This window comes from Streptomyces sp. NPDC093109 (assembly GCF_040701725.1).
In the GTDB taxonomy this organism is placed as follows: Bacteria; Actinomycetota; Actinomycetes; order Streptomycetales; family Streptomycetaceae; genus Streptomyces.
The window spans coordinates 20,020-27,253 of sequence record NZ_JBFBEZ010000071.1 but is presented as its reverse complement, the minus strand read 5'-3'; the positions used below and the strand labels follow the sequence as shown (position 1 = coordinate 27,253).

At 73.4% G+C, this 7,234-nt stretch carries 4 protein-coding genes; 2 read left to right on the top strand and 2 right to left on the bottom strand.

What is annotated here, in order from left to right; translation table 11 throughout:
• Positions 1-165 precede the first annotated feature (165 nt).
• Positions 166-1,689, bottom strand: a complete 1,524-nt coding sequence (locus tag AB0389_RS36485) for a TldD/PmbA family protein (RefSeq protein ID WP_366399879.1) — start codon at positions 1,687-1,689, stop codon at positions 166-168.
• A gap of 154 nt (positions 1,690-1,843) precedes the next feature.
• The gene (locus AB0389_RS36480; RefSeq protein WP_366399878.1) at positions 1,844-5,275 is read right to left on the bottom strand and encodes a hypothetical protein; all 3,432 of its coding nucleotides are present in this window, start codon (positions 5,273-5,275) and stop codon (positions 1,844-1,846) included.
• 408 nt (positions 5,276-5,683) lie between these two features.
• On the opposite strand from AB0389_RS36480, the gene fabG reads away from it, so the two are divergent.
• The gene (gene fabG, locus AB0389_RS36475) at positions 5,684-6,403 is read left to right on the top strand and encodes a 3-oxoacyl-[acyl-carrier-protein] reductase (RefSeq protein ID WP_366399877.1); all 720 of its coding nucleotides are present in this window, start codon (positions 5,684-5,686) and stop codon (positions 6,401-6,403) included.
• Positions 6,404-6,407: 4 nt separating this feature from the next.
• Positions 6,408-7,178, top strand: a complete 771-nt coding sequence (gene fabI, locus AB0389_RS36470) for an enoyl-ACP reductase FabI (RefSeq protein WP_366399876.1) — start codon at positions 6,408-6,410, stop codon at positions 7,176-7,178.
• The last annotated feature ends 56 nt before the right edge of the window (positions 7,179-7,234 follow it).

The window sequence follows — 7,234 nt, the reverse complement described above, 5'->3', positions numbered from 1 at the left end:
CCGGCCTCCTGAGTCGTGTTGAGACTGTGCTGTCCCGGGGGACGACCCCCGGACCCCCGGCCGGGCGTGGTGGTCGTTGTCATCGTCCGGCCTCCTGAGTCGTGTTGAGACTGTGCTGTCCCGGGGGACGACCCCCGGACCCCCGGCCGGGTGAGGTGGTCGCCGTCATCGTCCGGCCTCCTGAGTCGTGTTGAGGATGTTGACGCCGCGGAACAGGGCGGACGGGCAGCCGTGGGAGACCGCCGCGACCTGGCCGGGCTGGGCCTTGCCGCAGTTGAAGGCGCCGCCCAGGACATAGGTCTGCGGTCCGCCGACCGCCTCCATCGAGCCCCAGAAGTCCGTCGTCGTCGCCTGGTAGGCGACATCGCGCAACTGGCCCGCCAGCTTGCCGTTCTCGATCCGGAAGAAGCGCTGACCCGTGAACTGGAAGTTGTAGCGCTGCATGTCGATCGACCAGGACCGGTCGCCGACCACATAGATCCCGCGCTCCACCCCGCCGATCAGATCCTCCGTCGCGAGCCCGCCCGGATCCGGCCGCAGCGACACGTTCGCCATCCGCTGCACCGGCACGTGCCCCGGCGAGTCCGCGTACGCACAGCCGTTGGAGCGGCCGAGCCCCGTCAGCTTCGCGATCCTGCGGTCCAGCTGGTAACCGACGAGCGTGCCGTCCTTCACCAGGTCCCACGACTGCGCCTCGACGCCCTCGTCGTCGTACCCGATGGTCGCCAGCCCGTGCTCGGCGGTGCGGTCGCCCGTCACGTTCATCACCGAGGAGCCGTAGGCCAGCTTGCCCAGCTGGTCGAACGTCGCGAACGACGTCCCCGCGTACGCCGCTTCGTACCCCAGCGCCCGGTCAAGCTCCGTGGCGTGGCCGATCGACTCATGGATCGTCAGCCAGAGGTTGGACGGGTCGACCACCAGGTCGTACGTCCCCGCCTCGACGCTCGGCGCGCGCATTTTCTCCGCGAGCAGCCCGGGGATGCGCTCCAGCTCCGCGTCCCAGTCCCAGCCGGTGCCCGTGAGGTACTCCCAGCCCCGGCCGGCCGGCGGCGCGATCGTCCGCATCGAGTCGAACTCGCCGCTCTTGCCGTCCACCGCGACCGCCGTGAACTGCGGATGCAGCCGGACCCGCTGCTGGGTGGTGACCGTCCCCGCGGTGTCCGCGTAGAACTTGTTCTCATGGACGGTCGTCAGCGACGCGTCCACATGCGCCACGCCCTCGGCGCGCAGCAGCCGCCCGCTCCACTCCGCGAGCAGCGCCGCCTTCTCCTCGTCGGGCACCTCGAACGGGTCGGTCTCGTACGCCGACACCCAGGTCTTCTCGGCGTGCACCGGCTCCTCGGCCAGCTCGACACGCTCGTCGGAACCGGCGGCGGCGATCACCTTCGCGGACAGCTTGGCCATCGCCACGGCCTGCCCGGCCACCCGCGCCGCCGCGTCCATCGACAGATCCACCCCGGAGGCGAACCCCCAGGAGCCGCCGTGCACCACCCGGACCGCGTACCCGACATCCGTGGTGTCCGACGAGCCGGCCGGCTTCGCGTCACGCAGCCGCCAGGCCGCGCTGCGCACCCGCTCGAACCGGAAGTCGGCGTGCTCGGCACCGAGCGCCCGCGCGCGGGCCAGCGCGGCGTCGGCGAGCGCCCGTAGCGGCAGCGCCAGGAACGACTGATCCACCTCGTGGGGCACGGATGCCTCCCCTTCTCTCACTCTCGGCATGTCTCTTGGCATGTCTCTCGGGATACGACAGCTGCTCGCAGTGAATCACGCGGCACTGACAACGCGGGCGGCGAAGATCTGTCTCGGCCGACTCCGACCGCCCCACACGTCTTTGTGCCCACTCTCACTCCTGTTCGACGGCGAAGCCGAGCGCGGCGTCCCGTACGTCGGCCACCGGATGCCGCCGCAGCGCGCGCAGCGCGGTCCGCCACTCGCCGGGCCAGCCGAGTCCGTGACCGACATCCTTCACCAGTGCCACGGCGAGCAGCCCGTCCGCCGTCCCACCGGTGGCCGCTGACCGCTCGGCGACGGCCAGTACGGTCGCGGGCTCCCGCGGCAGCCGGTAGCCGTAGCGGCGCCCGCCCAGCCGGGCCGCCAGCGCGGCAGCGAGCACGGGCCGCCCCCCGGCCGCCCCGGCCAACGCCCGCAGCTGTGCGGTGAGTACGTCAGGACCGTCGTCCAGATCGATCAGCCGGCACAGCAGTTCGGCGCGGTCCGGTACGAACGAGGGCTCGCCCACGAGCTGTTCGGCGACGGCCTCCAGCACCGCCGGGACTCCGGCCTCCAGCAGGCTCGGGAGCAGAACGACGGGCAGCTTCCCGAGCAGCGTCCGCACCCGCTGGAGCGCGGGCAGATCCCGGTCCGGCGCCGTCCGGTACGCCGCGTCCGTGCCCTCGCCCGCGTGCACCGCGAGGAGGTCCGCCAGCGCCCGGTGGAACAGACTGCCGGGCGCCGCCCCGCCCAGCGGATGCGGCAGCCCGGAGACCGCCAGGGCGGCGAGCGCCCCGGCGGCGGCCCGCCAGCGGGCCCGGCCGTCCAGGTCACCGACCGTCCCGACCAGCGAGTCCGCCGACTCCGGGGCGTACCCCGCCCAGCGCGGAAGGACCGAAAGCGCGGCCACCGCCGCCTCGTCGTCGGCGGCCCGGCACACCGCGCCGATCAGCCGCGCGTACCGGGGCCGGTGCGCCTCGGCGAGCGACCAGGGAGCGGCCCGTACCAGCGCCTGGAGCACCTGCGGCGCATCCGGCGACCCGTGCGAGGCATCGGTGAGCACCGCCCATACCTCCTCCTCGCCGAGCAGCTCGGTGGCGGCGGCGACCACGGCGGCCCGTACGTCCGGGTGCTGCTCCGGAGCGCGGTACGCGGTCGCCAGCAGGGCCGCCGCCCCGCGCGCGGGCAGATGCCGGGCCGCCAGCCGGACCGCCTCCTTGCGGCTCGTCACCTTCACGCCCCGGGCGGCGGTCAGCGGCCCGCCGAGCCGGTCGGCCAGCACGGACGGCGCGGTGAACCGCGCGGCCCGGCCCGCCGCGTACACCGCGACCCGCGCCCGGTCGCCCCCGGCGTGGCCGAGCAGCAGCGGCAGCGTCTCCGCCGGCCGCCCCGTCCACACCAGCGCGCCCAGCGCCGCCTCAGCGAGCACCACCTCCGGGGCGTCCGCGTACCGCAGTGCGAGCGCCCGCCCGTGCACGTCCAGGGGAGCCGCCGCCGTGATCGCGGCGGCACGCTCGTACAGCGCCCGGGACTCGTCCCCGGCCACGGCCGCCGCCAGCGCGACCGCCGCGGCCTGCTGGCGCGGCAGCCACCGGCCGGCATTCCCGAGGGCGGGCAGCGGACGCCGGGTGCCGCGCTTCTGGAACCGCCCGTAGGGCGGGGCGTCACCGAGCAGCGGGTCCAGCAGATCCGTACGACGGGACGTCAGAACCTCCTGTACGGAGTACAGGAAGGCCGCGGACGGTTCGAGAGCGAGAACGCGCTCCACGCGCGCGTGCCGCGTTCCGGACGGGGCCAGCCAGTAGGTCGCGGCGGTCGTGAACGCGGCGTCGTCGCCGTACTTCAGCGCCTCCTCCAGCAGATCCTGGAGCGGCTCCATCCCGTGCGCGCGCTTGCCGAGCGCACCCGTGAGCGCGAAGAGCGGACGGTAGTCGGCCTTGTCCCCGGCCGCCTCGAGCCAGGGCCGCAGCGCCTCGAAGACCTGATGCTCCTGGCCGCGCCGCAGCGTACGGTCGAGCGCGCCCAGATCGGCCGCGCCGACATGCCCGGCGAGCCGCTCCAGCGCGTGCAACGCCCAGGCCAGGAGGGCCGGTTCGCCGTCGGCGGCCCGTACCGCGTTCTCCCGCAGCACACCGACGGCGAGGCGGCGCACGGCGTTCCTGGTCCGCGGCGAGCTGTCCCGGGCCTCCAGCGCGTCCCGCACGATCCGTTCGAGCGGGCCCGTGTCCTCGGCGGTGAAGAGACCGGGCCGCTGCTCGGCGAGCGCTTCGAGGGCCGCGGCCCGTACCGGATCCTGCTCGTTGCGCAGCCGGCCCATCAGCGCCAGCAGCTCGTGCGTCACCGCCGGATCGCCCGTCCCCGCGGCCTCGACGGCGGCGTTGGCGATCAGCAGCGGCCACACCAGCGCCCGGTCCTCCGGATCGGGCCGCCGCAGCGCGGCGAGCAGCTCGGGCCGCGCCTCCGCGACCGGGCCCCGGGCGGCCGGCTCCAGGACGTCGACCCAGAACCAGGCCTCCTCCCGGCCCCGGGGAACCCACCGGCGCACCTCGGCCCACCGGCGCTCGTACGGCAGCAGCTCCAGCACGGGCAGCACATGGTCGCTCCGGACCTCGATGCCCGCCGTCGCCGCGTCGAAGAAATCCCCGCGCCCGCGCGGCGGTACGGCCTTGAGCAGCCCGGCGAAGTAGCGAGGGCTGTTCAGCCAGTGCCGGCCGAGCGCCGTGAGGGACGGCGGATCGGCCCGTACGAGACGCCGCAGCACGGCGGGCGGTGGTACGGCCCTGGGGTACCGCGCACCCCTCTCCAGGGAGATCAGCACACGGACCGTACGCTCCGCGTCGGCGGCGACCAGCGCCCCCAGCCGCTCCCGCAACGCCCCCGGCAACAGCTCGGGACCGTACCGCTCCAGCAGCGCGAGGACCCCCTCGGGCCGTACGGAAGCGACGGCGGCGACCCCGTCCCCGTGCTGCCGCCACCAGATGTCACGCTGGTCGTGCGGCCGCGCGGCGAGGTCGCGTTCGGCGTGGTCGAGCACCGGACCGGGATGGCTCCGGGCCAGCCGGGGCCAGGACCCCACGGCGTGCCCGAGCTCCGGCAGCAGCCGCGCCACGAACCCCGCCGAGCACGCGGGCAGCAGCCGGGCCGCCTCCGCGTCCCCCCACTCCGTACGCAGCCGCCCCACCAACCGCTCGGCCAACGCGGTCCGGTGACCGGCCAGCACCACCCGGGCCAGCCCGCGCCGCGTCGCCTCCGAGGCGTCCGCGTACGCCGCCTCGATCGCCCCGTCCGGCACCGGCAGCGTCCGCGCGGCCCGCATCGCACAGCCGCGGACCACCTGATCAGGGTCGCCGAGCCGCGCCGCCAGGAACTTCGTCCGCCGCCCCGCCAGCGCGAGCAGCGCCCCGAGCCGCCGCTCGTAAGGCCCGAGCCCGTCCAGCTCCGCCAGTACGGAGTCCAGCGCGCCGTCCGCCGCGAACGACCGGGCGGCGAGGGCCGCCTGCCGCAGGCGCGCGGGGTGGGGGAGAGGATCGAGAGTGGCGAGCAGACGTTCGACTTCGCGTGACATGGCGGTGATTGTGCCCGCCCGGAACGCCACTCCCCAACGGGATTTCGGCTGCTGATGGATCTGCTGTCGCCAGGAGGCGAACATCGCCACAGGACAGCGCCCTCGCCCGCTCGCCCGCCCGGCAGAGCGGCGGGCCGCGCTTCGAGCGACGCTCGGCGGGCTGCCGATCGATGTGTCGTACGGCACGGTCTCCGACCCGGCGAACCGCTGCTGGCGGCGCGAGGCTCGTCGGGCTGGAGCGTCTGTACGGCGGGGAGTGACGCCGGGGCGAGGACCCGGGCGGTGCGCCGATTCTGTAGGGATCCAACAGGGACCGCCGTCGGGTGCTGTCAGGGGGCGAGTGCTGGTGGACGGACCTGGGCCGATAGGTTTCTAGCGATACAAGACCGCTAGGGAAAGGCTGATCCGTTGAGCCGCTCGGTTCTCGTGACCGGAGGAAACCGGGGCATCGGCCTCGCCATCGCCCGCGCCTTCGCCGACAACGGCGACAAGGTCGCCATCACCTACCGCTCCGGTGAGCCGCCCGAGGCGCTGACGGAGCTGGGGTGCCTGGCGGTCCGGTGTGACATCACCGATGCCGAGCAGGTGGAGCAGGCATACAAGGAGATCGAGGAGAAGCACGGTCCCGTGGAGGTGCTGGTGGCCAACGCCGGTGTCACCAAGGACCAGTTGCTGATGCGGATGTCCGAGGACGACTTCACCTCCGTGCTCGACACCAACCTCACCGGCACCTTCCGTGTCGTCAAGCGTGCCAACCGGGCCATGCTGCGGGCCAAGAAGGGCCGCGTCGTCCTCATCTCCTCGGTCGTCGGGCTGCTCGGCTCGGCGGGGCAGGCGAACTACGCCGCCTCCAAGGCGGGGCTGGTCGGGTTCGCCCGTTCGCTCGCCCGTGAGCTGGGCTCGCGCAACATCACCTTCAATGTCGTCGCGCCCGGCTTCGTGGACACCGACATGACGAAGGTCCTCACCGACGAGCAGCGCGCGGGCATCGTCTCGCAGGTGCCGCTCGGCCGTTACGCGCAGCCGGAGGAGATCGCCGCGACGGTGCGGTTCCTCGCCTCCGACGACGCCTCGTACATCACTGGAGCCGTCATTCCCGTTGACGGCGGATTGGGCATGGGTCACTGATCACATGAGTGGAATCCTCGCCGGCAAGCGCATTCTCGTGACGGGCGTCCTCACGGAGTCCTCCATCGCCTTCCAGGCCGCCAAGGTGGCCCAGGAGGAGGGTGCCGAGGTCATCCTCACCGGATTCGGCCGGCTCACGCTCGTCGAGCGCATCGCCAAGCGGCTGCCCAAGACCGCCCCGGTCATCGAGCTGGACGTCACCAACCAGGAGCACCTGGACGGCCTGGCCGACAAGGTGCGCGAGCTCCAGGGCGAGGGCGCCGGGCTCGACGGTGTCGTGCACTCGATCGCCTTCGGCCCGCAGGGCGCCTTCAACTTCCTCGAAGGCAGCTGGGAGGACGTCTCGACGGCGGTGCACGTCTCCGCGTACTCCCTCAAGTCGCTCACCACGGCCTGCCTGCCGCTGATGGAGCGCGGCGGCTCGGTCGTCGGCCTCACCTTCGACGCGCAGTTCGCCTGGCCGAAGTACGACTGGATGGGCGTCGCCAAGGCGGCCCTGGAGTCGACCAACCGCTACCTCGCGCGCGACCTGGGCGCGCGGAACATCCGCTGCAACCTGATCTCGGCCGGACCGCTCAAGTCGATGGCCGCCAAGTCCATCCCGGGCTTCGAGTCGCTCGCGGACGTCTGGAACCACCGGGCCCCGATGGAGTGGGACATGACCGACGCGGAGCCGGCCGGCCGCGGTGTTGTCGCTCTGCTGTCGGACTTCTTCCCGAAGACCACCGGCGAGATCGTGCACGTCGACGCCGGTGTGCACATCATGGGTGCCTGACCACGTAGGCCCCGCAGGATCGGCCGAAGGCCGTGCGACCGTCCCCGGACGGTCGC